The organism is Novosphingobium organovorum (assembly GCF_022832435.1).
In the GTDB taxonomy this organism is placed as follows: Bacteria; Pseudomonadota; Alphaproteobacteria; order Sphingomonadales; family Sphingomonadaceae; genus Novosphingobium; species Novosphingobium organovorum.
Genome location: NZ_JALHLF010000261.1, coordinates 1 through 611, shown reverse-complemented (window position 1 = coordinate 611; position 611 = coordinate 1). Strand labels below are relative to the sequence as shown.

The window sequence follows — 611 nt, the reverse complement described above, 5'->3', positions numbered from 1 at the left end:
CATCTGACTACCGTGTCACGCTTGGCTGACGAGCATGGAAAGGCGCGATGCGGATACCCATACGAAACAAGGGCGAAAACTCATTGACGGTGTTCGTCGAATTGCAATGTGAGCAATTCGAAGTTCCAGTCGGCGGTGAAGCAATTGTTCGGCTCGCCGACGGTCACCCCCACTCAATTGATGTGGATCGTGATTGGGTGACCATTTGGGACGAAGGGGGTGACGCATCAGTCGAGGTAATCTCCAGCGGCGATAAGCGGGTTGACGACGCGCTGATGCTCGCGAGCGTCTGGCTTCATAGGATGGGGGCAGAAGCTGACGCGTTGCTGCTCAACCGCACCGTTGAAAGTCTCGAACCAGCCATTGGCTATCTCGCCGCCCAAGATCGCGTATTCAGGACTTTCTATGCTGGCTTCGCAGGCCACGATTTGCCGCCCCATGAGGGAGAAACAATCGTCGCGTGTTTTCGCGCTGGAGGGACAGCCGGCCGACTGAACGAGGCCGCTCGTGCCGAGCGGACTTTTCCCGAGTTGAACGCGGCCCCGTTCGACACCGAAACCGCTCACACAGCATTCAGTCGAGCTTTGGGCAACGTCTCCTAACCACCCATC

Annotated in this window: 1 protein-coding gene; it reads left to right on the top strand. The window is 57.8% G+C overall.

Annotated features, from left to right (window positions below):
* Positions 1–83: 83 nt before the first annotated feature.
* Positions 84–602, top strand: a complete 519-nt coding sequence (locus tag MTR62_RS21140) for a hypothetical protein (RefSeq protein ID WP_244024644.1) — start codon at positions 84–86, stop codon at positions 600–602.
* The last annotated feature ends 9 nt before the right edge of the window (positions 603–611 follow it).